The organism is Bacillus sp. A015, from assembly GCF_053851875.1.
Window position 1 is genome coordinate 241,081 of record NZ_JBSPZB010000002.1, and the last position, 24,335, is coordinate 265,415.

General features: G+C 40.4%; 33 protein-coding genes, 1 tRNA gene and 2 riboswitches. Of the genes, 10 read left to right on the top strand and 24 right to left on the bottom strand.

The window, feature by feature from the left end; translation table 11 throughout:
- Positions 1–89: 89 nt before the first annotated feature.
- Positions 90–185: riboswitch (glycine riboswitch) on the bottom strand.
- Between the two features lie 3 nt (positions 186–188).
- Positions 189–296: riboswitch (glycine riboswitch) on the bottom strand.
- A 250-nt stretch (positions 297–546) separates the two neighbouring features.
- From ACSLGF_RS02860 to sinR, 4 genes are all read left to right on the top strand, one after another.
- Positions 547–2,217 (top strand): DEAD/DEAH box helicase, encoded by a 1,671-nt coding sequence (locus ACSLGF_RS02860; protein ID WP_456002518.1) that lies wholly within the window; start codon positions 547–549, stop codon positions 2,215–2,217.
- Positions 2,218–2,231: 14 nt separating this feature from the next.
- Positions 2,232–3,029 (top strand): YqhG family protein, encoded by a 798-nt coding sequence (locus ACSLGF_RS02865; protein WP_456002364.1) that lies wholly within the window; start codon positions 2,232–2,234, stop codon positions 3,027–3,029.
- A gap of 181 nt (positions 3,030–3,210) precedes the next feature.
- Positions 3,211–3,375 (top strand): anti-repressor SinI family protein, encoded by a 165-nt coding sequence (locus ACSLGF_RS02870; protein ID WP_099726660.1) that lies wholly within the window; start codon positions 3,211–3,213, stop codon positions 3,373–3,375.
- Positions 3,376–3,408: 33 nt separating this feature from the next.
- Positions 3,409–3,744, top strand: a complete 336-nt coding sequence (gene sinR / locus ACSLGF_RS02875; RefSeq protein ID WP_099726659.1) for a transcriptional regulator SinR — start codon at positions 3,409–3,411, stop codon at positions 3,742–3,744.
- Between the two features lie 66 nt (positions 3,745–3,810).
- Here sinR and tasA read toward each other — a convergent pair whose 3' ends face one another.
- The 3 genes from tasA to tapA are packed head-to-tail and all read right to left on the bottom strand — an operon-like array spanning position 3,811 to position 5,820.
- Complete coding sequence (gene tasA, locus ACSLGF_RS02880) at positions 3,811–4,611, bottom strand: biofilm matrix protein TasA (RefSeq protein ID WP_456002367.1); 801 nt, start codon at positions 4,609–4,611, stop codon at positions 3,811–3,813.
- 57 nt (positions 4,612–4,668) lie between these two features.
- Positions 4,669–5,241 carry a signal peptidase I SipW gene (sipW, locus tag ACSLGF_RS02885; RefSeq protein ID WP_456002370.1) on the bottom strand — a complete coding sequence of 191 codons (573 nt, stop codon included), beginning with the start codon at positions 5,239–5,241 and terminating at the stop codon, positions 4,669–4,671.
- A 51-nt stretch (positions 5,242–5,292) separates the two neighbouring features.
- Positions 5,293–5,820, bottom strand: a complete 528-nt coding sequence (gene tapA / locus ACSLGF_RS02890; protein ID WP_456002373.1) for an amyloid fiber anchoring/assembly protein TapA — start codon at positions 5,818–5,820, stop codon at positions 5,293–5,295.
- A gap of 248 nt (positions 5,821–6,068) precedes the next feature.
- Between tapA and ACSLGF_RS02895 the strand changes: the two genes are divergently transcribed.
- Complete coding sequence (locus ACSLGF_RS02895) at positions 6,069–6,395, top strand: YqzG/YhdC family protein (protein ID WP_456002376.1); 327 nt, start codon at positions 6,069–6,071, stop codon at positions 6,393–6,395.
- A gap of 33 nt (positions 6,396–6,428) precedes the next feature.
- On the opposite strand, the gene ACSLGF_RS02900 is transcribed toward ACSLGF_RS02895, so the two are convergent.
- The 9 genes from ACSLGF_RS02900 to ACSLGF_RS02940 form a co-directional block, all read right to left on the bottom strand.
- The gene (locus tag ACSLGF_RS02900) at positions 6,429–6,617 is read right to left on the bottom strand and encodes a YqzE family protein (protein ID WP_008360237.1); all 189 of its coding nucleotides are present in this window, start codon (positions 6,615–6,617) and stop codon (positions 6,429–6,431) included.
- Between the two features lie 60 nt (positions 6,618–6,677).
- Positions 6,678–7,061, bottom strand: coding sequence for a hypothetical protein (locus ACSLGF_RS02905; protein WP_456002379.1), 384 nt, complete (start codon positions 7,059–7,061; stop codon positions 6,678–6,680).
- Positions 7,058–7,510, bottom strand: coding sequence for a competence type IV pilus minor pilin ComGF (gene comGF, locus ACSLGF_RS02910; RefSeq protein ID WP_456002382.1), 453 nt, complete (start codon positions 7,508–7,510; stop codon positions 7,058–7,060). Before comGF ends, ACSLGF_RS02905 begins: the two co-directional genes overlap by 4 nt.
- Positions 7,497–7,811, bottom strand: a complete 315-nt coding sequence (gene comGE, locus ACSLGF_RS02915) for a competence type IV pilus minor pilin ComGE (RefSeq protein ID WP_456002385.1) — start codon at positions 7,809–7,811, stop codon at positions 7,497–7,499. The genes comGF and comGE overlap by 14 nt, the downstream gene beginning before the upstream one ends.
- Positions 7,795–8,241 (bottom strand): competence type IV pilus minor pilin ComGD, encoded by a 447-nt coding sequence (gene comGD / locus ACSLGF_RS02920; protein WP_456002388.1) that lies wholly within the window; start codon positions 8,239–8,241, stop codon positions 7,795–7,797. Before comGD ends, comGE begins: the two co-directional genes overlap by 17 nt.
- Entirely contained in the window at positions 8,234–8,527 is a 294-nt protein-coding gene (gene comGC, locus ACSLGF_RS02925; protein ID WP_008360227.1) for a competence type IV pilus major pilin ComGC, read from the bottom strand. Before comGC ends, comGD begins: the two co-directional genes overlap by 8 nt.
- Before the next feature lie 16 nt (positions 8,528–8,543).
- Positions 8,544–9,584 carry a competence type IV pilus assembly protein ComGB gene (comGB, locus tag ACSLGF_RS02930; protein WP_456002391.1) on the bottom strand — a complete coding sequence of 347 codons (1,041 nt, stop codon included), beginning with the start codon at positions 9,582–9,584 and terminating at the stop codon, positions 8,544–8,546.
- A complete protein-coding gene (comGA, locus tag ACSLGF_RS02935) occupies positions 9,565–10,635 on the bottom strand; it encodes a competence type IV pilus ATPase ComGA (RefSeq protein WP_456002394.1) in 1,071 nt (356 codons plus the stop codon). Before comGA ends, comGB begins: the two co-directional genes overlap by 20 nt.
- Before the next feature lie 176 nt (positions 10,636–10,811).
- On the bottom strand, positions 10,812–11,672 hold the full coding sequence (locus ACSLGF_RS02940; RefSeq protein WP_456002397.1) for an STAS domain-containing protein: 861 nt from the start codon (positions 11,670–11,672) through the stop codon (positions 10,812–10,814).
- A gap of 99 nt (positions 11,673–11,771) precedes the next feature.
- Here ACSLGF_RS02940 and ACSLGF_RS02945 point away from each other — a divergent pair.
- Positions 11,772–11,842, top strand: a tRNA-Gln gene (locus ACSLGF_RS02945).
- Positions 11,843–11,897: 55 nt separating this feature from the next.
- On the opposite strand, the gene ACSLGF_RS02950 is transcribed toward ACSLGF_RS02945, so the two are convergent.
- A complete protein-coding gene (locus ACSLGF_RS02950; protein ID WP_034319603.1) occupies positions 11,898–12,278 on the bottom strand; it encodes a Spx/MgsR family RNA polymerase-binding regulatory protein in 381 nt (126 codons plus the stop codon).
- Positions 12,279–12,478: 200 nt separating this feature from the next.
- Between ACSLGF_RS02950 and ACSLGF_RS02955 the strand changes: the two genes are divergently transcribed.
- Complete coding sequence (locus tag ACSLGF_RS02955; protein ID WP_003217440.1) at positions 12,479–12,721, top strand: DUF2626 domain-containing protein; 243 nt, start codon at positions 12,479–12,481, stop codon at positions 12,719–12,721.
- 55 nt (positions 12,722–12,776) lie between these two features.
- Here ACSLGF_RS02955 and ACSLGF_RS02960 read toward each other — a convergent pair whose 3' ends face one another.
- Entirely contained in the window at positions 12,777–13,415 is a 639-nt protein-coding gene (locus ACSLGF_RS02960; protein ID WP_456002400.1) for an MBL fold metallo-hydrolase, read from the bottom strand.
- A gap of 157 nt (positions 13,416–13,572) precedes the next feature.
- On the opposite strand from ACSLGF_RS02960, the gene ACSLGF_RS02965 reads away from it, so the two are divergent.
- The gene (locus tag ACSLGF_RS02965) at positions 13,573–13,746 is read left to right on the top strand and encodes a DUF2759 domain-containing protein (RefSeq protein WP_003217333.1); all 174 of its coding nucleotides are present in this window, start codon (positions 13,573–13,575) and stop codon (positions 13,744–13,746) included.
- A 221-nt stretch (positions 13,747–13,967) separates the two neighbouring features.
- On the opposite strand, the gene ACSLGF_RS02970 is transcribed toward ACSLGF_RS02965, so the two are convergent.
- From ACSLGF_RS02970 to rpmG, 10 genes are all read right to left on the bottom strand, one after another.
- Positions 13,968–14,282: an MTH1187 family thiamine-binding protein gene (locus ACSLGF_RS02970; protein ID WP_024427984.1), complete on the bottom strand. Its 315-nt coding sequence runs from the start codon at positions 14,280–14,282 to the stop codon at positions 13,968–13,970.
- Positions 14,283–14,359: 77 nt separating this feature from the next.
- On the bottom strand, positions 14,360–15,613 hold the full coding sequence (locus tag ACSLGF_RS02975; protein WP_456002403.1) for an MFS transporter: 1,254 nt from the start codon (positions 15,611–15,613) through the stop codon (positions 14,360–14,362).
- Between the two features lie 120 nt (positions 15,614–15,733).
- Positions 15,734–16,858, bottom strand: a complete 1,125-nt coding sequence (locus tag ACSLGF_RS02980; protein ID WP_456002406.1) for a M14 family metallopeptidase — start codon at positions 16,856–16,858, stop codon at positions 15,734–15,736.
- Between the two features lie 85 nt (positions 16,859–16,943).
- Entirely contained in the window at positions 16,944–18,863 is a 1,920-nt protein-coding gene (locus ACSLGF_RS02985) for an LTA synthase family protein (protein ID WP_456002409.1), read from the bottom strand.
- 212 nt (positions 18,864–19,075) lie between these two features.
- Positions 19,076–20,029 (bottom strand): ROK family glucokinase, encoded by a 954-nt coding sequence (locus tag ACSLGF_RS02990; protein ID WP_456002412.1) that lies wholly within the window; start codon positions 20,027–20,029, stop codon positions 19,076–19,078.
- A gap of 13 nt (positions 20,030–20,042) precedes the next feature.
- The gene (locus ACSLGF_RS02995) at positions 20,043–20,246 is read right to left on the bottom strand and encodes a YqgQ family protein (protein ID WP_456002415.1); all 204 of its coding nucleotides are present in this window, start codon (positions 20,244–20,246) and stop codon (positions 20,043–20,045) included.
- 70 nt (positions 20,247–20,316) lie between these two features.
- Positions 20,317–21,855, bottom strand: a complete 1,539-nt coding sequence (locus ACSLGF_RS03000; RefSeq protein ID WP_456002418.1) for a rhomboid family intramembrane serine protease — start codon at positions 21,853–21,855, stop codon at positions 20,317–20,319.
- An 86-nt stretch (positions 21,856–21,941) separates the two neighbouring features.
- Positions 21,942–22,115 carry a hypothetical protein gene (locus tag ACSLGF_RS03005; RefSeq protein ID WP_017367602.1) on the bottom strand — a complete coding sequence of 58 codons (174 nt, stop codon included), beginning with the start codon at positions 22,113–22,115 and terminating at the stop codon, positions 21,942–21,944.
- A gap of 141 nt (positions 22,116–22,256) precedes the next feature.
- Complete coding sequence (locus ACSLGF_RS03010; RefSeq protein ID WP_456002421.1) at positions 22,257–22,817, bottom strand: 5-formyltetrahydrofolate cyclo-ligase; 561 nt, start codon at positions 22,815–22,817, stop codon at positions 22,257–22,259.
- 48 nt (positions 22,818–22,865) lie between these two features.
- Complete coding sequence (gene rpmG / locus ACSLGF_RS03015) at positions 22,866–23,015, bottom strand: 50S ribosomal protein L33 (protein ID WP_008360061.1); 150 nt, start codon at positions 23,013–23,015, stop codon at positions 22,866–22,868.
- Positions 23,016–23,465: 450 nt separating this feature from the next.
- On the opposite strand from rpmG, the gene ACSLGF_RS03020 reads away from it, so the two are divergent.
- The gene (locus ACSLGF_RS03020; RefSeq protein ID WP_456002424.1) at positions 23,466–23,813 is read left to right on the top strand and encodes a hypothetical protein; all 348 of its coding nucleotides are present in this window, start codon (positions 23,466–23,468) and stop codon (positions 23,811–23,813) included.
- Positions 23,810–24,310: an endolytic transglycosylase MltG gene (locus ACSLGF_RS03025; protein WP_456002427.1), complete on the top strand. Its 501-nt coding sequence runs from the start codon at positions 23,810–23,812 to the stop codon at positions 24,308–24,310. Before ACSLGF_RS03020 ends, ACSLGF_RS03025 begins: the two co-directional genes overlap by 4 nt.
- Positions 24,311–24,335: the final 25 nt, after the last annotated feature.

Below are 24,335 nucleotides of genomic sequence, written 5' to 3' on the forward strand. Positions count from 1 at the left end.
TTTTCTTACAGTGCAGATCACAAGCTGAATTTTCAGAAAAAAATCACAGCAAAAAAGGACAGAGAGCTCCCTTTTTATCAAAAAGAAGTCTCTGTCCTTGCACCTGAAAGTTTACAGCACAACATCATTGTGCGTTTTCCCCTTTGGTGGTTTGCTAAAAAACAATGAGCAAACACTCTCCAGAGTTGCGTCCGGTAAGAGTACTTTTGCCTGAGAGATTCACTGAATCAATTCAGCTTGCTCCTTCGGCGCCTGCCAGTGCAAAATAACCGCCAAGTCTCTCCCCATACCATCATCCGCTCATATTCTTCACATTTATTGGACATACTATCAAAATGGGTGACTTATTTTCTAGATCACTTACCAACATCCTACCACTAGAAATGGATCAAGAGCAACAGAAAAATCATTAACATTTTTAAAATAAATGTTCAATATCGTTCGCTTTTATTGAAATATACAGTCTTTTAAAGACCTCTTAAAAAATGAAGCGTTTAAAAACAGAACGTTTTTATCATAAACCGACTAGAAAGGCAGGCGATGACATTGAATATTCAAACGATTTTTGATCAGGAATGGGCAAGTGAATTTCAGCAGCGGCTTTCAGCAGACGGTCCCTGGGCGAACTGGGATATGTACCGATTAGCGACGCAGGTTCAGAAAGTCACGGCGATTGATTCATTCGAGGGTTTGCAAGCTCCTACGCACCTACCTGACTTCACTCCTTTAAAACACCAGCTCGAAGCAGCCAGAAGAGTCGTAGAAGAGATGAACGGGAAAGCCATTCTAGCAGATGAAGTGGGACTTGGGAAAACTGTAGAAGCAGGACTCATTATCAAAGAATACATGATTCGTGGACTTGCCAAAAAGATTCTCATTCTCGTCCCCGCCTCCCTTGTGTCTCAATGGGTGCAGGAGCTGCGGACGAAATTTTACATTGATGCTGTCGAACAAAAAAAAAGCTATGTGTGGGAGCAGTGTGACGTCGTGGTTTCCTCAATTGATACAGCCAAAAGACAGCCGCATCGAGACACGATTTTATCTATCGCCTACGATATGGTTATTATTGATGAAGCACACAAACTGAAAAACAATAAAACGAAAAACTATGAATTTGTGAGAAATCTAAATAAGAAGTTCTGCCTGCTGCTTACAGCTACGCCTATTCAAAACCGAATCGGAGAAATTTTCAATCTCGTTTCCCTTCTGAAGCCAGGCCATCTTGGGAATGAACATCAGTTTAAAGATGTTTTTGCCAAAAAGGACTTGCAGCTTGAAGATCATGATCGATTGAAACAGCTAATCAATAAAGTGATGATTCGTAACCGAAGAGAAGACACTGGCATCGAGTGGTCAAAACGGCATGTCAAGACGATTTCCATTCATTTCTCTCCGACAGAGCAAGCGTTATATGATGAAATCTGCAAGCTGAAAGAGAATCCAGCTTATACAAAGCACATGTTTTCAATCATGACCTTGGAACGGGAATGCTGCTCAAGCCGTGAGGCGGTCTATATGACGATAAAAAAAATGCAGGAAGAAGAAAAACACATTTTAGGATCTTCTGCCATTGCGCAAATCATGGAGAAAATCAACCAAGTCGAGCAAAATTCAAAGGCGCTGGAAGTCGTCAAACTCATTCAGCAGTTAAATGAGAAAGTGATTATTTTCACTGAATATCGTGCGACACAAATTTATTTACAATGGTTTCTTCAGCAAAACGGCATTAGCTCGGTTCCTTTTCGAGGCGGCTTTAAGCGGAGCAAAAAAGACTGGATGAAAGATTTATTTAGAGAACGGGCTCAAGTATTAATTGCTACAGAAGCCGGCGGCGAAGGGATTAACCTTCAGTTTTGTAACCAGATCATCAACTACGACCTTCCGTGGAATCCGATGCGTCTAGAACAGAGAATTGGACGTATCCACCGCCTTGGCCAAGAGCGGGATGTCCACATTTACAATATGGCAACGAATGGAACAGTCGAGGAACATATTCTAAAGCTTTTATATGAAAAAATTCAGCTGTTTGAAAACGTCATTGGCGATCTAGATGATATTTTAACGCGAATTGATATCCAAGATGCCGAAACAGAATTGCATCATATACTCTTTCAGCACGAATCTGACGGAGACATGAAAAAGAAATTAACCCAGTTTGCTTCTTATTTAACAGAAGCACAAACACCGCTTTTAGAAAAAAGGCAGCAAGGCTCATAAAGGAGAGTTGATCAATGGAGCAGCGTCACATTCATACATTTCTTCTCCGTTTCTTTCAGGCGAACCAATGCGACATATTAGAAGAAAGTGCAGGACATATGACAGTCCAACTGACAATCGAAATGGATAAATTGATTATGAACCGCCCTTTTTATTGGCACTGGCTCGAAAAAACGGGCGGTGTACCTGAACCGCGGCAATTAACCTTAATCACCGATCAAAAAAAAGCCGGTGACACGGTCGAAGGTGAATTTGTCCACTTCGGCTCCCCTCGTTTATTTCAAATATTCGAGGCTGTTAAACAGCAGGGCCGATTTATCCGGCTCTACGAAAAAGTGAGACCGCTTAGCAACAACCAGATCGCACTGGAGCCATGGCTTGGTCTCAATGTGAAAATATCCTATCTGGCAGACCGTAAAAAGGATAAGCTGCTGTCACTTGGGCTTCATCTGATACGAGGAGAAGTCATAGAACAATTTCAAGAAAAGCTCGAAGCCCGTGAGCTGTCGTCTCAAATTCCTGATTATTGCTTTACGATGAGTACAATGATTAAGCCAGAAAGCGGCGTCAAACGGCTCTATAGCCTGATGGAGCGTTATGCCCATGAGGAGCCGGACGATTGGGCGGTGAGGGCTGTTCAAAAGTGGAAAGAAGACTCGGAACTTTTAAACCAATTTTATGAAGGGACTTCAGACACATCTGTAGAATATGAAATAGAAAGACAAGCACTTAAAACTTTATACGAACCAAAAATCAGTCTTACGATTGAAAATGGCGGGCTTTTTTACTTACAGCAAAAAAGAGGAGGTTGACTCACGAGTCCCCTCCCCTTCATGTGACATACGATTTTCGATCAGTCAAAAAAAAGTTTGTCTGTTTGTATTGGGCGGAAACATGACGCAAGCAATCTATGAGATCTTACCACCTGTGTCTTTCCATTTAATGCGTTAAGTGCCTGAAATACACGATTCAGTATTTTAGGAGGGTATTTGTATGGAAAAGAAAACGAAATTATTAGACAGTGAATGGGTTCAATTATTACGCGAAGCTCGCAAAGCAGGACTAACAGTTGAAGAAGTCCGTCATTTTCTCAAATCAAAAGAAAAGTCCTCTGAGTCTCCCCCTCTGGTAAGAAGTCATTCTATCAAACCTTTCTGAATGTGCTATAATATCGAAAGGAAGGTGATGACATTGATTGGCCAGCGTATTAAACAATACCGCAATGAAAAAGGCTACTCACTATCAGAACTGGCCGAAAAGGCTGGGGTAGCGAAGTCTTATTTAAGCTCAATAGAAAGAAACTTGCAAACAAACCCCTCCATTCAATTTCTTGAAAAAATCTCCGCTGTTCTGGACGTCTCGGTTCATACACTGTTACACGAAAAAGATGAAACCGAATACGATGGTCAATTAGATAGTGAATGGGAAAAACTAGTTCGAGATGCAATGACATCAGGGGTTTCGAAAAAGCAATTTCGTGAATTTTTAGATTATCAAATCTGGAAAAAACAGCAAGAAGAGGAGTAAAGCGCACGTTTTAGCGCATACTCCTCCAATTGCTATGCAGAGCTTATATCAGTCTAAAGACTGGATTTATTTTTTATCTTCGCTGTGTGCTTTTTCGTTTTCTTTCACGTAGCCTTTTTCATCCGTATGCTTTTTGGGATTGATCGTTAAACCATTCCACTGAGTCGCTTCGAAGGAAAGATCAATTTGAATCGCATCGCCTTGGTATTTATTTTGGATATAGTGACCAGCTTTATCCTTCGTCTGGTCATTGACAAATTCAATGATCATTTCCATTTTATCGTAATCAAACGGATTCTTTGGAATGCCGTCATACTCTGGAGCCACTGTTCCATCAACGGTTGCTACATTAATTTTACCACTTTCATGTAAAAACTTCTCATCGACGGCATGACGAAGCTTTTCAAATGCGGTCTGATCCTGTTTTGACGTTAATTGATGCAGGTCAAGCAGGTTTGCATGGTCTAAAATGATATTTTTCGGATAACCATTTCCACCTTCGGCTCCAACCGTAAGAACACTCACCTGAAACTGGCTGAGGAATTCTTCAGCTGTATTCTTACCGCCATTCTTCGCAGAAGTTCCATCTTTAAACTGGCTATAATCAAGACTCATCAGCACTTGATTAATCGCAAGCGACCCCTTATTTTCAAAATTAAATTCTTTCTTTATTCGGTCACCAGGTTTTAAGTTCGCAAGGTTGATGGCGCCGGAGTTCTCTTTTGCAGATAAATTCAGCTCTCCTGTCGAGTAGACCGCGTTTGCCTTTTCTACATCATTAAACGCCGCCCAAGTTCCCCCGCTGATTAGAGCAAGGCCTAATGCCCCTGATAATACACCTAAACGAATTGTTTTTTTGATAGCCATGAATAAACCCCCTAATAAATTGTTTTATTGAAACCTAATGAGGTTACAAACGAAAATTTATGCTTGCTTCTCTGACATATGTAAATCAGCCGTGTGTCTTCGATGTTTCGCAGCACCCACAAAATGAATTGTTGAGTAAACGAGCAGCATCACACCTGGTATAATCAGCAGCAAAGCGGTTCCAGCCGAAGTACCGGCATACGAAAGAAGCTTTCCTGCATAAGGGATGTTCATTCCCGTATACTGCGCAACCACTTGATCCGCTTTTACCAGCGTGCCGTCTTGATACATATTGTGGTCTCCTTTGGTCTCAAAGGCTTTATTTGTCCCATTTCCTTTTACACCAACAATTCGGTGAGTCACAAAGGACTTGTCTTGCTTCGTTTGAAAAGTGATAATATCCCCTTTTTTGAGCGTATCAGGTGAGGTCACATGTTGTACTACAATCAGCGACCCAGCCGAAAATTCCGGTTCCATTGAGCCAGATAATACTTGCTTGAATTGATAACCGAAAATCTGAGGATCTCCACCTGTTGTTCTTGATGACAACACGACAATAATACATGCAATCATCATCGTGAAAACCGTTGCGTAAAGAATACTGCCAGACATTTTCATCCATTTTTTCATGTCCCTTCTCCCCTTCTCATATCATTTTTTTCATTCAGCAGACAGCTCCATTTAGGATATCTTTTCTTGACAGCTTGAGAGCTGCATATGTTTAGACCAAAAGAATGTTTTTTCAGATGCACCAAATCCATTAGGAAAATAGATTTTAAATGCATAGATTCCATTCGTTTTTGCTTTATCTGTTGTGACAGTCGTCGTTTCTTCTGATGAAAGGTGCTGTATAGAGCTCTTTTCAAGAATATGACCATCCTGTAATGGTTTCTGATCACTTTCTACTTTGTGTAATTCCCACTTCCATTCAGAGTGTGCTATGGATTGTCCAATATTTTTTAATGTCATGCTCAGCTTTTGAGGCGCACAGACTGTTCCTTCGATCATCGTTTGATCTATGAGCTTTAAATCACTTTTATCCCATTTCTTTGGCTGACAATGCTGGTCTGTCTGTTCAAAATCTTCACACGTGTTCATCACAAAATTTGTATGCTCGACATCGTTAAAAGAAGCGTTAGTAGATGTGATAAGAAGAGACGTGAAAATTAAACAAATGGCACTAAAGAGTACAAAGAGCGACTGTTTCATTCTTCCAACTCCTTGGACGATTGTTCTTTAAAGAGAACGATTATATTCAGTATAAGGAAATACCTATAAAACCCAAAACGTCAAATTAGTCCATTTTGTTCTTAAACAAGAACTCTTGCGAGAAAATTCTTCCATTTTCTCATTCTTTCGCCATATTCTATATTTTTTTCTGTGACATTTGTACTTCTTAAAAATTTACATAAAAGTGTAGGATTTGGTCAGGATAATAATTGATGAGGTGATGTTAAGTGAAATATGGAAAAATCATGATCATGCTCAGTTTACTGTTGGGTCCTGTCATACAAGACGCCAAACCTGCAGATGCGAGAGGATTCACTACTGCCGCAGATCAATGGGAAACAAGAGCTGTCAAAGAAGCAAAGAAAAGATATCCGTTAGCACAAGTCTTATTTAAACAAAAAGTATGGGACAGGCACCGGGAAAAAGAATCTGTGAAACAGTATCATATTACATTAAAAGATCATGCCAAAGAATTTGGGGTATTTGTCACCATTTCCTATAACCCTTACTCAAACAAGGTCAATAAAGTCATTGTCGTTGAAGAATACAGCTAAAGCGGCACAAAAAAACCGCCTGCTGGCGGCTTTTTACTTTTGTCGATGTCGTTTTTTTAGCATCATTGAAAAGCCAAACGGCAGAACACCAAATAAACGCTGTGAAAATGGTGGTTTTGTTTCCATCTTTTCTTGTTTATGTTCCTTCCGTTCGTCACGTGGTGTATTCATATATTTAATGATTTCCTGTGTCATATATTTTACATAGTCATTTGTTTTCAACGAACATTCACCTCTTCTTCCTTAAAGTGTTACCAGGAAGAGTGTGATTTTATACACTGGCTAATCAGGGATTGTCCATTTCATGATTTCACCGGTCTTCCCATCCATCACCAATTCCCGCTCATCTGCTAAACCATCCTTTGTTTTAACGCCGACCAGCATGTGGACAAGTTTTTTCTTTTGATCACACCCGATCTGTTTCAATGTCACACGTCCTTCTTCAGTGTCCACATGAGTATTCGGCTGATCACAAATACGATTTAATTTGCTCGCAGCCTCACTTACACCCATTCTAAATAGCTGCTGTTTTTTATAAAAGGAAATCGTCAGCTCTGCACTTTTCAGCTCATTTTGAAACCCAATCGTCATCGAGCCTAGGATCAAAAGGAAGAAAAGACTCGTAGCAAGTACGTGCGGATAGATAAACCCTTCTTCACTTTTCACGTTTTAGGAACCACTCCTTTATATGTGAAAAAAACGGCTTCATACACCTTACCAGATACATCTGTGACTTCAAGGTTTGTTGTTTGCTGATCTGTTCTGACGCGAAATTGTTTCACCTTTTGCAATAAAGGAAGATGCCCTGCCTGATCCATTCGCTTCCGCAGCATCTCTTGATATGGCTCAACCCTCACAACTCGCCCTTGGTCGGAAATATATTCTAACGCTTTTCCTTTCTTCACCGCTCTAACAGCCAGTGCACGGCTTAATTCCTCCTCTAATTGCAGTACAGTTTGCTTCCACTCCATTTGTGAAAATTGGTTGATTTCTTCAAATGGATGGGCTTTCTCTGCAACAGAAAAGATGAGCACACAGCCAAAAGAAAGGAACAGAAATAGTTGCAATTGCCACAAAGCTTGTACAAGTGTAAATCCCTGTTCATCGTTCAACATGACGAAAGCATATCGTCTTCTTTTTTTGTACTTTGTATGATACACATCCCTTCTGTTTACTCCAATGGAGTTCATATGTGATCTCGCCTCTCTTCTTTTTGACGGATGGCTTTGTACCTTCTATGAACGCTTCGTTCATATGTTCATGTAACACTTGGTAAGCTTCAAGTTTTGCTCTTAATTCCTTTTTCCCCATCATTAGTTTTTCATAGGCTGGCATGAGTACAAGAGCTGCAAATAGAAAGGTATGGCAAGCTAACAGCATCTCAAACGTACTAAATCCTCTATTGTTTTTGAACATGGATCCGCCCGCTCCCTAAATAAATCGTGAGTTTATAAGTTTGACTGCCAAATTGAACAATGAGAGATCCGCCGCTGCTCGGATGTCCATTTACATTAAAGTGGATCCCCTGTGGAAATGTAGAATGCTTGATGATGCCTTTTTTATGCTGATAAGAAGCAATCACCTCATCACCATTTTGATATATTATCTGATAGGATACATGGTGTGGATGAATGTCAACATTCACACGGGTTTTTTTGATAAATGCCGTATAAGCAGCCAATTGGAGATCTTGTTTCATGATGTTCACTTGTTTTTTTGCTTCAGCACTTTCTAATATACTTGGGACTTTTCCTCCTATGATCGACAATAGAATAGATAAAATAAGTAAGATCATGAGCTGTTCAATAAGGGTAAAACCCTTCTCATGTAAAAGCAATTTATTCATGCTTCACGTCGCCGTTTTGAATGACAATGGCTTTTCCATTAGGACAAGTTAATCCCTTTTTGACATAGCCTTCTTTTTCTAATTCAGCTAAAGATGGTGTCTTGCCATCATGCTCTAATTCATATGCCATCACCTGTGTACTCACCATTGATTTGAGCCCTTCACAGCCCTTCGCTTGAATGCTTTGATGGTGACGTGTGATATTCGGAATGGTAATGAGTAAAAGAATGGAAATCACGAGCATGACAATTAACATTTCCAACAGTGTAAATCCTTTATCATTCATGCCTTTGTCCTCCTCCTCACACTTGTTCCATTAGTTCATACATCGGTAAAAGAATAGATAAATACACAATGAGGATAAGGAGCGCTGTCAAACCATATATGACCGGCTGCAGCCATGAAACCCATTTTTCAATTTTCAGCTCTGCATTCTCTAATAGGAACTGACTATACGTGTACAATTCTCTTGCAAGCATCCCGCTAGCTTCACCATGCTTGATGACAGCTGCAAAATGTTTTTCGAAAAAAGGAGACCCGCTTAGTTGATGTTCCATGCTTTCTCCTTTTCTTAATTCTCCAATCATCTGTTCAGATATTTCTTGAAGAAAGGGTAAATAGCTTTGCTGTTTGAAAGCTTGCAAGCTTTCATACATCGATAATCCAGCTTGAAGAAGCCCGCTTAGCTGAAGGGAAAAAAGATACGTATGCATCAGCTGCATCCCTTTATATAACACAGGCAGCCTGCTCATCACTCTCAGTTTCTCAAGGGCTGACTTTTTCCTAAAAAAGACATGATAATATCCAGCCAGGCAGATACACATACAGCCTATGATGAGGAGGAAAGCGTGTAGGAATTGAAAGAGTCCAAACATCCCTTGGATCAGCCATGACATGCGGGTATCCATCGATGAGTACAATAAAGAAAATTGAGGAATGATCATCTGCTGAACAAGTATCAGCACAACCAAGACCGTAAAGACGAGGAAGATCGGGTACCGTAACATACGTTTGAACGTGTCTAACTGCTTGATTTTTTTCTCTAAAAAACGTGAGCTTTGCTCAAGAGCGCGTGCTAGACTGCCATGCTTCTCTGAAAAACAGAGAATGGCGATGACTTCCCGCTGAAAATGGAGTCTCTCCAGCACCACATAAAAAGACTCCCCTTCAAGCAGCCACTGAATGCCCCTTGTTAATAGCTGCTGTTGCTTCTTTGATAACTGGATATTCACCATCGTTAATGCCTCAATCAATGTATATCCAGCTTGAATCAATTGAGCAAGTTTTGATAGAAATTCAGCTTGTTCTCTTCTAGACCAGGCTTTAGAGACTCGCTTCTTCATAAACCCAGCGATGATATGTGTTTTTCGATAGATAGCCCAGTGCCACTCCTTTACGAATTAATCTTTGCAGTGTTTCATATGACGAGTGAGCATATTCTCCTTTGGCCTCTTTGATACACTCACCAAGTTCCTTTCCGTAAAGTAATTCAAAAACATTCGTTCGTCTGACCGGTCGATTTAATTTGCAATATAGCTGACACGTTTCCCCGCAAAATGGACACTTGAGCTCGATTAATCTCTGCGCAGCAATCGCAACCATTGTTTGTTCGAGCTCATTCATCGTCACACCAAATTCAAGCATTCGGTAAAGGGCACCTTTTGCATTTTTCGCATGCAGCGTACTCATCACTAAATGGCCTGTCAGTGCTGCTCTAATTGCCGTTTTGGCTGTTTCAGCATCTCTTATTTCTCCTAGCACAATCATATCTGGGTCATGTCTTAAAATAGCGCGTAATCCCGCCGCATACGTGATGCCTGCTTTTTCATTGACTTGGACCTGTAACACTTCTTCATTTCTTGTTTCCACAGGATCTTCAAGTGTAATAATATTTCGGTTAAAATGCTTTTTTGCAAACTGTATCAATGAATAAAGTGTTGTTGTTTTCCCTGAATTGGTTGGCCCAGTAAATAAAATGAGTCCATGCGAATGATTCAAAAATGATAATAATCTGGCTGAGGCTTTCGGAAATAACGACAGATATTTTGTTTTCGGGATATGATCCTGCGGTAAAATCCTAATCACTAAACTTTCATCATTTACAGTCGGTAATGTAGACATTCGAACAAACACTTGGCCAGTTCTTAGCATCACAGCCAATGACCCGTTTTGCGGTCTCCTTTTTTCGCCGATATCCATGGAGGATAAAAATTTAAAATGAGCAATTAACCGCTCCCCGCTTTTTTTATCAATGGCTCGCTGCTGGATTAAATCTGAGTCTACACGGAAAGATACCGAAGCTTCCTTTTCTTTTGGGACAATATGCACATCAGATGCTCTCATGCGGCATGCTTCTTCTAGCAGCTCTTGTCCCAAATATTCAATACCATACAAGTGGTTCACTCCTTTCTCTGACCCTATTGTAAGATGGAGGAACCAGTCTGACAAAAGCGCATTTCACGATTTTAATGACTGATAAAGCGTTAAAATCCTTAACTTAGGATGCATTTTATTAAATATAAAAAAGAGTAAATCAAAAAACCTGACTTTTACAAGTGCAGGTTTTTTGATCATATTGCCTCTTCAAAGATACGGAATCCTCTCTTTTCTAACGCTTTTGCAAGGCTATGTTCAGTATTTACTTTTGAGAAATCAATGCCAAGTTTGACAACTGTCTGAGCAATCTCTGGCCGGATACCTGAAATAATCGTCTCAATTCCTAGAAGCTTCGCACTATCAACCACTTTAAAGAGCTGATAAGCAACCATTGTATCAACAACTGGTACGCCAGATATATCAATAAATAAATGGATCAAACGCAGTCTTGAAGCCTGTTCTAGTACTGACTCCAAAATAATTTTGGCCCGGTACGTATCAATTTCGCCGATCAGCGGTAAAATCCCGATCTCTTTTGATACTGGAATAACAGGGGCACTAAGTTCTTGGATCATTTCTCTTTGTGCATTTAGCTGACTCAGTGTCACGCGGTCATATTCTTCTGATAAACGCTCAATCATATCATCAAACGTCCCGTGAAAATGCTGATTCCATCCGCACACATCTTGCAGCGTCACTTCTAGCTCTGTTTCTTGTGTGAATGTCTCAATTCTCGAACAGAAGATGTGGCGGAATACCTTAAATTGGCCGATGATTTCATATAAAGGCACCTCGTGAACTGCTCGATCACGTGCGATATCAACAGACCACTTTTTCAAATGGTTCTCTACTTTGTCTGATACCGTTACAAGCGTCGCTGCAATGGTTTGAATAAACGCTTTGTTTTGTTCCTTCAGCTTCTTTTCTGTCTCCTCTGAACCATGTTTAGAGTATAATGAACCTTCTTCTGTTCTTGTTTTCAGCCATTCTTCGGTCATGACAGGGGCTTCTTTTAGAATAAATTCATATAATTGCTCAGATTTTTCATTTTTCATTTATTTCTTTCGCTCCTTTTTCACTTAAAACTAGTGACAAACCAAACTTTATGTATAAATGACCGCAGATGGTGAACAATATCATTACACGTTTGATATTGGGCTATAGCCAAGTGGTAAGGCAATGGACTTTGACTCCGTGATCGTTGGTTCGAACCCAGCTAGCCCAGTTCAGCACAAAAACGAAGACGGCTGAAGCATGTTTCAGCTGATCTTCGTTTTTTATTAGGAAACCGATTGATGAATCGCTTTCTTTTTTGATATTTTCATGAGTTCCCCTGGATTATAGCCAACCACTAACTTATTCCCATCAATGATGATCGGTCTCCGCAGCAACTTTGGTTTTTCAATGAGAAGCTCAAGTACCTCGTTTACTTTTAAATCATTAATATTTAAATTTAAGCTTTTAAAAGCTTGGCTTCGCGTGGCTAAAATTTCATCCATTCCCTCTGTCGTTAAGGAAAGAATCTTTTTTAATTCATCTAGAGTTGGGGTTTCTCTGAAAAGGTGACGCTCTTTAAAATCAATTTGATTCGCCTTTAGCCAATGTTTTGTTTTGCGGCAAGACGTGCAGCTCGGGTATGAATAAAAAGTAATGTCACTCATTAGTCTTCCTCCTTAGGTCGTTAACCTTTTCTCTTATGGAGTAAGTACCCTTATGTATTTAGGCATAAACACTTTTTCAAAAAAATTTTTTCATCTTACTAAATAAATGTTCACACGTTGTCAAAAATGTAAATGTTTACATAACCAGTGATGATCAGCTATAATATGAATCAAAGGGGTTTTTAAGGGGAGGGAAAGAAATGAATCGCATGTTCCGCGTGCTTGGCTTTTGGACGGGTATTTTTGCTGTCATGTTCTATTTAGGACATATGAAAGATGCATCCTTGCTGTTCTTCGGTCAAACCGTTCTTTTTGTATTTTTATCCTACTTGAATTTATCCGAAAGAATGTATATTTACATTTTCGGAGCGTACTTGACGATTTTCTTTGCCGGATTTACATATTATTCGATTTTCATCATGGTTCCCGGCACCGGACATTAATAGAAAAAGCAAGCATCTCTTCTTAGAGAGATGCTTGCTTTTTTCATGCCTACGGTTAAAGAGAAAAACCATTAATAAAAGGATTTTGCTCCTGCTCCGTGAGCACAGTTGTTTCCCCGCCATGTCCACTTAAAACGAGAGTTGATTCTGGCAATGATAACAATTTGTCATGAATCGATTGAAGCAGCATTTCCTGACTGCCGCCCACTAAATCTGTTCTCCCGATGCCGCCTTGGAATAACGTGTCACCAGAAATGACAAATCCCTCTTCCGCCGAGTAGTAAGACACACTGCCTGGTGAATGCCCAGGTGTATGGAATATGTCTAATGTAAACGATCCGATTTGAAGAGTTCCTTCTGACGTAATCAATTTTTCAGCTTCTTTGACAGTAATTCCATTTCCAATCAATCGAGCTGAGCCGTTTAACTCAGCATTCGTGAGCCACTCTTTTTCATGTTCATGTACATATAGTGGTACTCCCCACTCTGCGCGCACCTCATCTGCCGCACCAATATGATCAAAATGGGCATGTGTCAGTAAGACAGCGAGCGGTGTTAGCTGTTTTTCTTTCACATAAGAAATCAGCTTTTGCGCTTCACCACCTGGATCAAAAATTAAGCATTCTCCATGCTCGTTTTTCCAAATATATGCATTTGCTTGTACATAGCCTAGTGGCATTCTTCTCCAATTCATTTTCATCACCTACTTTATTCATTCTTTTTTATTATGAAGGCTATTCAATAAAAATTCAAACAATCGTCAACTGGAATCTACTCGACAAGCTTTATGAAAACGGTTAAAATGAAAAGAAAGGAAATCAAGGGGATTGATGACAAAGGGGGATTTTCATATGATGCTCGTCATTATTTTCGGTCTAGTCACGATTTTAGCCGCTCTCGGCATCTATCGCTCACTTAAAAAAGTGAACGTACTTGCCATCGCTTTTGCTGGCGCTACATTTTTAGTTTTTGGATGGTTTACCGTCATGACTATCATCTATAGCGGTTATCCAACTGCACATTAAAAGCCTGCATGTAGCAGGCTTTTAGATTGTTGACAAAGGGCTAAAATGATCTTTATTTTAGCCCTTTGTCTTCTTTTCAGCGTGATAGAAAACCTTTGCAGTCTAGGAAGGACGAGTACCGGAGCGGAGCGAATTTGACATTCGTGAGCACCGGCACGCAGACCTGACAACGAATGCGAGGGTTTGTCTACTCGCTGAAAGCCTGCATGTAGCAGGCTTTTTTATTGATTCAAGTGCTTATTCACGCTTTCTAATTTGCTTGTAAGGGTTGTTGTTTGATCCCGTCTGTCATCAATGCGGATATTGGTTGCTACTCGGTGTAATCCCTTTTCAAAAGGTGCCTCATGAATGCGCTGAATGACCTCAAATAAAACGGATAATTCACCTTCAATTAACGTATTCATTGGTGTTAACTGATATTTGATTTTCCCTTCTTGTTGAAAGCCTTCCAAAATTCTTTGTACATCTGCTACATATGCACTCACGCTTGGTGTTTCAGTGCCTATTGGAATGATGGTGACATCTGCTATGGCCATGTTTCTTGCTCCTTTCAATTGAATCCTCATGTTTCCTCGTCCTCATTGTAACCTATCCTCATTTAAAAAAGCCATGATCACGTTGCGTTTAAGCCAGGTTTGTCTCGTTCTATCGTCAAATCCGTCCTCTCTACCTTCCCAATCTTTGTGAACAGAAGCAGGCAGATACCAGAAACAGCTTCAATGATTCCTCCTGCCGCAATGACGTACCCAGAACCAAATAGAGTCGCCATATAGCCGCCGATGAGGGCACCTAATGGAATCATTAAGTAGGAGATCATGTTGATAATCGCATACACCTGCGGCTGATCCTCTGCCTTCACTGACAATTGAATCATCGTATGTTCGGGAACATTGACTGCACTGATCGCTGCGCCTAAGGCAAAAGCTGATATAAACACAAGTGGTAATAATGCGTTCATTCCTGTGATGAAGAATGCGATTCCATCAACGATCCCAGCGCCTATAAACAGCAATCCATACCGATTCACTTTGATCTTTGTCAAAACAAACCCCATCAAAAATGCGCCTAGTGCTGTTGTGACTTTGATCAATGAATAAACCACCGGTCCACTATTTAATTCTTCTGTCAAATAAATAACAGACAATGCTTCCCAGGGCGCTGCAGCAAAGTTTGAGCAGACGCAAAAAATCGCTAATGGAAACAAAATATGATGGCTCCTAACAAGTGAAAATCCCCTCATTAATCTTTTGCCATATGATAACCCTTTTTTGCCTTTATCAATGATGACTTCTGCTTGATATGTAATCATTAAAACCAATAAAGCTGATATGAGGTAAAGAGGAATGATCACAAGCATTGTATACCCTACCCCCACAAACGCGATCATGACACCACAAATCGTAACCGTCACAAGCCTTACCACATGACTTGCTGATTGGATAGTTGCATTCGCTTTTTGTATGACGTCCTCATGCACAAGCTTTGGAATAATTGATACCGACGCCGGTTCATAGGAGCCTCCTGTCGCCGAATGCAGCAGCATACCGCCAATGATGAGTGCTAATGGGGAAAAACCATGAAAGTAACTGATCACGATCACAAGGATAATCACTCCTCGCGTTAAATCAGCAAAGCACATCCAGAATTTCAATTGATGCGGCCTCATCATTGGGGTAATAAATGGCCCGACGATCGCTTGAGGAACAAAGCTGACCGCAATAAAAAACGCTGTCCCTATTGCCCCTTTCCCGCCTAGCACTAAAAGCCACAAGATGGTGTTGAAAGATAAACTATCAGCAGTGATTTTGCACATTTTAGAAACAAATAAGTAAGTAAAATTTCTTTTCCACAGGCTTTGAGCACTCAATGATCGACATCTCCCTAAAACATATCCTTTTTTTTACATCTATTTCTTTCACAATAGCTTACAAGGAGGCTCTCGTCAATCACTTCAACGCTGTTTTTATTGACAATAAGAAATTGCTTTTTAACACTTACAAGCTTCCCATAATAGCCGCTTTGTTTTTTCATAAATGGAATCAAATTGATTCATGGAAAGAGGATTCTTCCCTAGACCAAGCTCCACTGTATAGCCCTCACTTTGAAATTGATAAATAAACCAATCACGATAGCCTGCATAGCTATCAAGATATTGAATCGGTTTGTAGCCGCTCACCTGTTCGAATCGTTTGACCGTATCTTTGGATATCGCTGGTTCGTGGCCAAGAAAGCCCCAGTATATCTCTTCTCCTTGTGTATGAAGGGCAATCAGCCGGTCAAAGCGCTTGCGTAACGCAAGATTTGCCATCGCTTTCGCTTCTGGTTCTGTTAACGGCTGATCACCAGGAAAATCCCTATAAGACGGCACCTTCGGCTGATTACGGTAGTATTCGATTTCCCAATAAGCAGGAAATTGATTGTTTAAATCAACCCCTCGAATATTCGCTTTCCATTCTCGATAATCGGAAAACCCACCATTTAGCGATGTCAATTCTTCACTGCTTAGACCTAGTGATTCTGGGCCATTGCGAACCAAATCCACTCCATCTGGATTAACCATTGGCACGATGGATAGTGCAGTGGTTTGCAGTATATGAACCGCTTCATAATGTCTTGCTTGCACTGGGTCAGACGCTGCTAAACAAAGGGATTTCAACCATCTTAATAAAACAGAGGTGGTGATCCATTCATTTGCATGAAAAGAGGCATTGAGATGAATAGAATGTAAATGCTGAGCAGGCTCTGTCCGAATTTCATAAATAGGCGTATCAAGCACTGAATGACCAATCACACTGATATGAAGAAAAGGAAATACGGCTTTCAAATGTCTTAACTCTTCTTCTAATTGAGCACTATCGTATTCAAATGTTCCGTTGATCCAATCATCTGATTGCTGCAGCCGGTAAGGCGAAATAAATCTCTGCAAATCACCTATGGAATGAAATGCATGGGTACCTTCTGGGAATCTATACCCCGGTAAAAGAAGATGCTCGGTACTTGTTTGATTGGATAAATGGAAAGCCGCTTTCCCTATTCCAAGCTGCTTTGCCACATCATCCAGCTTGGCTTCATCCAGCTGCCATTCAATTTTTCCAAACGACGTTGTCTTCATTTACATCCCTCCTCTCATACTATATGAACCAGCATGCAAAAAAAGAAAACCTCTGCTTCTAAAATAGCAGAGGTTTTCTCATATGTTAGGACGCCTTTTTCAACTTACTCTCATTTTCTTTTTTGGAAGGTGAATGGTCCGGGCTGCTCCGGTCATAAAATCTAAGGAGATCCCCGTAGATAATTTGATCAGAGAATTGAAGCTCTTGCTTCGCCTTTTCTTCATAAGACTGACAAACGGTTTCATCGTCTCTCGGCTCGCCCGTTTCTTTATTGTAGCAAACACCGTCTGTGAAAATGCTGTCCTTCGTAATAAAGCTTCCATCACGGAGCACTGTAAAGTCATTTGTATCTTTCGATAATAGGTCATGACCAAATTGAATTTGCTTACTTGTATCAATTCCTAGAAGATTGAGTACAGTTGGACGAATATCCACCTGACCACCCACCGTATCAATTTCTTTTGGATTCTTATCCGTTATCCCTGGTATGTGTACAACAAACGGTACTTTTTGAAGCTGCACTTCTTCAAATGGTGTAATCTCTTTATTTAAGAATTGTCCCATAGCTTCGTTATGGTTTTCTGAAATTCCGTAGTGATCCCCATATAAAACAAAAATGGAGTTGTCGTATAAACCTGCTTCCTTCATCTTTTCAAAGAAAATCTTAAGTGCCTCATCCTGATAACGCACTGTAGGGAAGAACTTGTTTAACGTTTTGCTCTTAGAATCATATTCATCAATAAGCTTATCTTCTTCGTCTAGATCAAACGGAAAGTGATTCGTTAATGTAATCAATCTCGTATAGAAAGGCTGCGGGATAGACTTCATCAATTCCGCTGACTGCTCGAAGAACGGACCATCTTTCAATCCCCAGCCAACTGAGTTCTCTTCATTCACATCAAATGAGTTAATATCAAAAAACTTATCGTAGCCAAAGCTATCGTAGATCAGGTCACGGTTCCAGAAGCTTTTGTTATTCGCATGAATAACAGAAGAGTGGTAGCCCTCATCCTTTAACAGCTCAGGTATGGCTGTATACTCATTACTTGGATTTGTAAAGAACACGGCTCCTCTTCCAAGTGAGTAGAGAGAATTATCAACAATAAACTCTGAGTCAGAGGTTTTCCCTTGACCTGTTTGATGATAGAAATTGCTAAAGTTGTAACTTTTCTTGATTAATTTGTTCAAGAACGGGGTGATTTCTTTCCCATTCAATTTTTCGTTGACCACAAAGCTCTGAGTAGACTCAAGTGATACAAGAATGACATTTCGTCCTTTTGCTTGACCAAACGTTTTTTCGTTACGGTCGGTTTGATTCGCGCTTACATAGTTTTCAATTTCGGTTAAGCTATTGCTGTCAGCAAGGGCCCGTTGAGCGGACTGCTTCGATTGCAGAACCCCATCATAAATATGGAAGTTATATAAGCTAAGATTTTTCACTAGCATCTCACGGTCGAATGAACGAGTTAACAGTTCTGGTCTTTCAGTTTCAGCCAAGCCAAGGTTAAAGAAGAATGTGGCTGCCACAAATAAGTAATAGGCTGCTCGTTCCTTTCGTGAAATGGTGACATCCGTTCTAAAGGAAGGCTGTTTTTTATAGAGCCAAATTAAAATGATGATATCAACGAACATCAGAAAATCGACTGGTTCAATTAAAGAGGTAATACTTGACCCGAGGTCACCCATATTGTTTGTTTGAAATAGGACGGGGATGGTTAGAAAATCACTATAGAATCGATAAAATACAATGTTGGCTAACAAAATGAATGTCAGGATCAAGCTCGTCACGATGATATATCGATTGCGATTTTTTTCTTTAAAGAATAAACCGATACCGAAGATAAACAAGAGAAAGCTAAGCGGATTAATAAACAGGATAAACTCCTGCATGAAATTTTCAATTTTGATATTAAAGCTAGATTTATAGATAACATAGGTTTTGACCCACATTAACAAAGTCGCAATCAGTAAAAATGACATCGCCTGTAATCTTTTCTTTCGCATTGTAACCTCCTTATGCTTGACGCGCACTCAGGTTAGGGGTATACCCTAATTATTGGCGCTTCTTCAAAAACAACTAAAATATATCTTATCCTGTCTGTGCTGGAAAATCAATGTCTTCTTCCCCATGACAAACTTATGAATATGCTAAACATTCAATTTCATGCCCATATATCGCTTTTTTAATAAAAATGACATCATTATGACTTTTTTGTTCAGGACAGCCATTTATTTTTTGCCATCCATGCCCCGCCGATCACACCTGCATCGTTTCCAAGTGATGCAATGACAACTTCAACATCTTCAGCACAAGGCGGGAATGCATGATGTTTGACCACGCGCTCTACTTTACTGCGAAGAAGCTCTCCTGCTTTAGAAACACCACCGCCAATGACGATCTTTGTTGGGTTTAAAGCACTAGCAAGATTCGCTAGGACAAGGCCAAGGTGGGTCGTCACTTCTTCTACGACACGCATTCCAAGATCATCTCCGTTTTCTGCCGCCTGAAACACATCCTTTGCAGACAGCGAAGCGAGCGTCCCAAGTGAAGATGTATGCTGCTCGGTTTCTAATTTATCCTTTGCAAGCCGGACGATGCCGGTGGCAGACGCAATGGTTTCAATACAGCCTGTTCTTCCGCAGTTACATGGTGCTCCTTGAAATGGAACTGCACAAATATGGCCAATTTCTCCGCCAGCACCTGTTTCACCTTGAACAACCTCTCCATTTACGATAATGCCGCCGCCAACACCCGTTCCAAGTGTAACCATAAGGATGTTTTTTGCACCATCTCCTGCACCCTTCCACATTTCACCGAGTGCAGCAATGTTCGCATCATTTTCAATCACAGATGGAAGTCCCGTTTCGGCCTCTAAGTGATCTTTCAAAGGATAGTTTGTCCAGCCCAAATTCGTTGTTTTATAGACGATTCCGGATACTTTATCGACGGGTCCAGGTGCGCCCATTCCTATACCAATGAGAGCCGATTTTGGCATACTGATCTCAACCAGTTTATGATCAATTGATTTGGCAATATCGAATGTGATCGTCTGCCCAGATTTATCCGTAGGAATCTCCCACTTATGCTGAATCTCACCATATAGATTAATGAACGCAAGCTTAATTGTCGTACCGCCAAGATCAATCCCTACAAACCAATCCCCTGTCATATGCCCTCCACCTTCACATTGTTTTTCGATTTAATTTGGCCAATTCCATTTGAAGAATGGTCATTGCGTTTGACCATTCGTTTCGGTCTATGATTCCCGATGTATACATTTCCTTCAATTCATCTGCCATAAATTCTAACTCCACTTCACGATCTCCGAAATACACATAATTTCCAAATCTCATGAGCAGCTGCTGTACATCATATAACGTTTTCAATATTTCCACCATTTCTTTCAATCAACAGATAGGATAAGCGTATTCATAAATGCGCTTTCAGTCAAGTCATTCAACGTGTTTGAGTATTTTCGATATATTGTTTCAGCTTTAAAAATTGATCATTTTCAGGATCTTGTTTTAACGCTTTCTCAATTAGGCTTTCTGCTTTTGCTGTCTCCCCTTTTTCTACGTACAACAATGATAAATGATACAGTTTATTCGGTTCATTTGGGTCTTTTTCGAGCGACTTTTGCAAAAATTGTACCGCCTTGTCAAGGTGACCCAGCTGTGCTTCAGAGAGTGCATATATATGAAGTGCTTCAGCTGATGCATCCTTTTGGTGCACATATTCCTCTAGACGTTTACTTGCTTCGCTATAGTTCTTATCATCAAATAAACTCGCTGCCTCACTTGTTGCCGCTGCTTCCTTTTGATCGTCGGAATGAAATCCTGTATACAATCCAAAACCGCCAATAAGCAGAAGGAGAAGACTGGCAAGAAGCATTTTGACAGGCTGCAGCTGTTTAGGCAGGCGGACAGCTAAGGCTGCTAAAAAACCGCCAACAAGGCCCCCAAGGTGACCGGCATTATCAATACCTGATACGGTGAACCCTATTCCTAAGTTGATCAAGATGATCACAATAATATTTGTCCCCATCGTCCGAAAGAAAAGCTTGCGGTTAGAGATCGCTAAATATAACAGTGCGCCTAAACAGCCAAAGATCGCGCCTGATGCACCGGCTGCGATCGCCGTATTAAACACAAAGCTCGCAATTGAGCCAAATATGCCGGAAACCAAATAGATGAGCAAAAATCTTCCTGACCCATAAATTCTCTCAACAGCCGCACCAACGGACCAAAGAGCAAATGTATTGAAGAGTAAATGCGTCAAGCCAATGTGTAAAAACATCGGTGTAATGAGGCGCCACCATTCACCATCTAAGATCAGCACATTATTTTTAGCACCAAACGCAGTTAAAGTTGCCGTATTTGTACTTCCGCCAGACAGCTCAAGTAAAAGAAACATGACAACTTGAACAGCGATCAGCAAGTAGGTGAAAATCGGTCTGCCATTTTGAAAAACGGCCCGTTCTCGTTCCCGCTGCTTTTCCTGGTCGTCAAACGCCTGTAGCACGTTCATTTTAAGCTGCACGGCATCTTCAGCTGTATCTGCCTTCGCCTCTTCTACATCAACTGAAAGTGATGTATTCAGCCATTTTCGCAGCTCGTGCACATCGTTTTGAAGAGCTTCTTGATTGAATAAAACAGGTGTAATTGTCACCTTTTGTTTTTTATGCGGCTGACCGTTTATATCTTTCCAATCATCTACTGGATCGTCAGCTGTAAATTGAAGCTGCAAGAGATGGAGAGATCGTTTACGCATGGCTTCTCTCAGCTGATTCATCCGAAACGTCTGCTCTTCAATATCTCGAACGATCTCCTGTCTAAAGTTCACATCTTTTCTATATAGACGGATGAGATCATATCCTGAGTTTCGTGGTGCTTCAAAAAATATTTCATCTTCTGGGTAAGGACTTTGAATCATCTCATATCCTTTTTGTCTTAGTTCATCAACAACTCGCCAAAATAGACTATCTATGACATTCATTTATTCGCGCTCCATTTTTTACATTATTATAACAAGAATCGTTCTTATCCGCATTTCTGAACAAAAAAATCCCGGCTTTTGCGGGATTAGAATGCTTGGCGAATAAATTTCGTCCGAAAATATGGGATTTTCATCAGCCACTTAATAAAAAAGTGACGCACTTGATTTTGACCTAAGATCAAATTCATCAGCCGATAACGATTTTGCACGAGAACGAATGCAAACAGTGTGAACACAATGCTCCAAATCATTTTATTCATGATATTCCCTCCTATGTTCGTATCGTGGCTTAAATAGGATTTGTTTATGCATGAACATCCTTTTTTATCGGAAGTGATCACCTTTCCTATGGTGAAACGTCATCAACAAAAAATCCGCTCTTATGCGTAAGCAGCGGACTTTTACTCTTGATATAACGGACCTTTCTCACTGACAATCATAGACACCGGTATGTCGTGCGTTTCAGCCGGAACATGCTCTATTTGCTGGACAGACAGGCAAAGAGCAAGTGTTACGCCGTGATAGTCAGCTAAGAAACGGTCATAATAACCGCCACCGTATCCAATTCGGTAGCCTTGCTGATCGAAGCATACCCCAGGAACAATCACCAAATCGATCGCTTTTTTATGTACAGCTGCCGATGTCTCAGGGTCTGGTTCCGATAGCCCAAAGTACCTGGATGTCATCTTCGTTTGCGGTGTATATTCATAAAACGTCATCTCTTTCGTTTCCGGGAAACAGGTGGGTACGCACACTGTTTTACCTTCCTCCCACGCCTTTTCAATCAGAGGTCTTGTCGGTACCTCTTTTCCTCTAGACATGGTCAGCGCAATCGTTTTCGCCTGTTTCCATGCGGTTAATTGAAACAGATGCTCATATAGTAAAGTCGTGTTTTGTTTAAATTCCTCAGAACTCATCTGCTCAAGCTTTGCTATTGTTTGACGACGAAGCTCTTTTTTCACAAGGATCATCTCCCATCATAAAAAAACAGCAGGAAAATTCCCTGCTGCTTACTTTGTTTCACGATGTAAAGTTTGTTTTTTATCACGTGAGCAATACTTTTTGAATTCAACGCGATCTGGATTGTTTCGCTTATTCTTTTTAGTAATATAGTTACGCTCACCGCATTCAGTGCAAGCTAGAGTAATATTTACGCGCATATTTTTCCCTCCAAACTAAAATCAATTCACATTCAGACCTAACTATAATACCACTTCTAGCTTAGGAATGCTAGAATGTTTTTCACCAATTTCATTTTTCAGTGCATTCCACCCGCATCCTGATCCACATTGCATTGTCATGTGATGAAAAATCGACTTCTCCCCTATAAAACCTCATTCTTTGTCGTACTGTATAGATGAGAATCCCTCTTCCATCCACAGCTTTTTTTGATCCGATCAGTCTTCTTTTATTTTGACAGCGGGCAAGGTTTTCATACTCGTTTTACATATAAAAAGAAAAAAGATGAAAAAAAGGTGATTTTCTTCAGCAATTCCTTTTGAAACTAGCTTTTTTGTGGTATAAAAAAGAAGGGTCGAAAACTGTCTGAAACAATCATGAAAGCCTTTTTTGGCTTTCGGCATTAAAATATGAATAAAAGGTGATGAAACATGGAAATTGCAATTATCGGATTGCTTGTTGTCAGTATTGTACTGGTCGCATTCTCATATTTTCAAAGAGAACCGATTAAAGAAGTAGAGCAGGAACTTGAAACACTTCAACTATCTGCAATGCAAGAAATCTATAAACTGAAAAAGAAAATGAAAGTCCTTGAAGAAGAATTGCTTGAAACAAACATCGTTGTCCGCAAGCATTCAGAAATTGATCCATCTATCGCAAGACAAATCATTTCAAAGCATCAAAATGGCATGTCTCCTGAGGCGATTGCACGCGCTGAGCATGTGTCTGTAGAAGATGTCAACATGATCATTAAAGACAACGAGAGGGTGCTTGTATGACGAAAAAAAGCATCCAAACGTTCGCAGCAGGTATGATTCTTGCAACTGGTGTTCTGGCCATCGTGTTTTTCCTCACAGGAAAAGATGAAGCAGCAGCTGATTCTACGACAAAAGAAACCCTCGCAGCGAAAGTGACAGACACTGACGTGAAAAATTACTTAGACTCTAAGAAAGAAGTATCCGTCAGCCGCGAAACGTATCAGCAGCTTCTTGATTATAAAGAAAAAGCGCTGAAAGCGAACGAAGACGGCGATTCTAAGAGCGATCACCAAACAACGGACAAGCCAAAAGGCAAATCGGTTAAATTCGTGATTAAAAACGGTATGAGCACAAGTGATGTTTCAGACATGCTTGAAAAAGACGGAATCATTAACTCGTCTAAAGATTTTAATGATTACGTGATTGACGCAGGTTACCATAAAGAAATTCGTGCCGGCAAATTCAATTTAAAAACAGGTATGACATTCAAACAAATCGTCAAAGCCTTAACAAAATAACATCAAACATCCCCTGGAGGTCAGC

Bases quoted from the DNA above. Each gene is read 5' to 3' on its own strand.
- ACSLGF_RS02865 (WP_456002364.1), top strand. From the start codon at position 2,232: ATGGAGCAGCGTCACATTCATACATTTCTTCTCCGTTTCTTTCAGGCG.
- ACSLGF_RS02870 (WP_099726660.1), top strand. From the start codon at position 3,211: ATGGAAAAGAAAACGAAATTATTAGACAGTGAATGGGTTCAATTATTA.
- tasA (WP_456002367.1), bottom strand. From the start codon at position 4,611: ATGGCTATCAAAAAAACAATTCGTTTAGGTGTATTATCAGGGGCATTA.
- sipW (WP_456002370.1), bottom strand. From the start codon at position 5,241: ATGAAAAAATGGATGAAAATGTCTGGCAGTATTCTTTACGCAACGGTT.
- tapA (WP_456002373.1), bottom strand. From the start codon at position 5,820: ATGAAACAGTCGCTCTTTGTACTCTTTAGTGCCATTTGTTTAATTTTC.
- comGF (WP_456002382.1), bottom strand. From the start codon at position 7,510: ATGTTGAACGATGAACAGGGATTTACACTTGTACAAGCTTTGTGGCAA.
- comGE (WP_456002385.1), bottom strand. From the start codon at position 7,811: ATGTTCAAAAACAATAGAGGATTTAGTACGTTTGAGATGCTGTTAGCT.
- comGD (WP_456002388.1), bottom strand. From the start codon at position 8,241: ATGAATAAATTGCTTTTACATGAGAAGGGTTTTACCCTTATTGAACAG.
- comGC (WP_008360227.1), bottom strand. From the start codon at position 8,527: ATGAATGATAAAGGATTTACACTGTTGGAAATGTTAATTGTCATGCTC.
- comGB (WP_456002391.1), bottom strand. From the start codon at position 9,584: ATGAAGAAGCGAGTCTCTAAAGCCTGGTCTAGAAGAGAACAAGCTGAA.
- ACSLGF_RS02940 (WP_456002397.1), bottom strand. From the start codon at position 11,672: ATGAAAAATGAAAAATCTGAGCAATTATATGAATTTATTCTAAAAGAA.
- ACSLGF_RS02950 (WP_034319603.1), bottom strand. From the start codon at position 12,278: ATGAGTGACATTACTTTTTATTCATACCCGAGCTGCACGTCTTGCCGC.
- ACSLGF_RS02955 (WP_003217440.1), top strand. From the start codon at position 12,479: ATGAATCGCATGTTCCGCGTGCTTGGCTTTTGGACGGGTATTTTTGCT.
- ACSLGF_RS02960 (WP_456002400.1), bottom strand. From the start codon at position 13,415: ATGAATTGGAGAAGAATGCCACTAGGCTATGTACAAGCAAATGCATAT.
- ACSLGF_RS02965 (WP_003217333.1), top strand. From the start codon at position 13,573: ATGATGCTCGTCATTATTTTCGGTCTAGTCACGATTTTAGCCGCTCTC.
- ACSLGF_RS02970 (WP_024427984.1), bottom strand. From the start codon at position 14,282: ATGGCCATAGCAGATGTCACCATCATTCCAATAGGCACTGAAACACCA.
- ACSLGF_RS02980 (WP_456002406.1), bottom strand. From the start codon at position 16,858: ATGAAGACAACGTCGTTTGGAAAAATTGAATGGCAGCTGGATGAAGCC.
- ACSLGF_RS02985 (WP_456002409.1), bottom strand. From the start codon at position 18,863: ATGCGAAAGAAAAGATTACAGGCGATGTCATTTTTACTGATTGCGACT.
- ACSLGF_RS02990 (WP_456002412.1), bottom strand. From the start codon at position 20,029: ATGACAGGGGATTGGTTTGTAGGGATTGATCTTGGCGGTACGACAATT.
- ACSLGF_RS03000 (WP_456002418.1), bottom strand. From the start codon at position 21,855: ATGAATGTCATAGATAGTCTATTTTGGCGAGTTGTTGATGAACTAAGA.
- ACSLGF_RS03005 (WP_017367602.1), bottom strand. From the start codon at position 22,115: ATGAATAAAATGATTTGGAGCATTGTGTTCACACTGTTTGCATTCGTT.
- rpmG (WP_008360061.1), bottom strand. From the start codon at position 23,015: ATGCGCGTAAATATTACTCTAGCTTGCACTGAATGCGGTGAGCGTAAC.
- ACSLGF_RS03020 (WP_456002424.1), top strand. From the start codon at position 23,466: ATGGAAATTGCAATTATCGGATTGCTTGTTGTCAGTATTGTACTGGTC.
- ACSLGF_RS03025 (WP_456002427.1), top strand. From the start codon at position 23,810: ATGACGAAAAAAAGCATCCAAACGTTCGCAGCAGGTATGATTCTTGCA.